General features: G+C 37.6%; 1 pseudogene. It reads right to left on the bottom strand.

The features are described 5' to 3' along the window. Positions 1-255 (bottom strand): annotated as a pseudogene (locus HU755_RS27955) (PhoH family protein); the annotation flags it as partial.

Consider the following 255-nt stretch of genomic DNA (forward strand, 5'->3'; position numbering starts at 1 on the left):
TCATATAACGGGCGCAAATACGGATCCACTTTTTCTTTCAGATCTCCTGGCAAGAAGCCTAAACTTTCGCCCGCTTCAACAGCAGGTCTTGTTAAAATAATTCTGTTTACTTTACCGCTCTTTAAAGCATTTACTGCCATCACAACTGCTAAATAAGTCTTTCAAGTACCGGCAGGACCAATTCCAAACACTAAATCATTTCTTCTAATAGAACGTATATACTCACTTTGTCCAATCGTTTTAACTCTAATTGAT

Source organism: Pseudomonas sp. SWRI111 (assembly GCF_014268555.1).
GTDB classification, from domain to species: Bacteria; Pseudomonadota; Gammaproteobacteria; order Pseudomonadales; family Pseudomonadaceae; genus Aquipseudomonas; species Aquipseudomonas hamedanensis.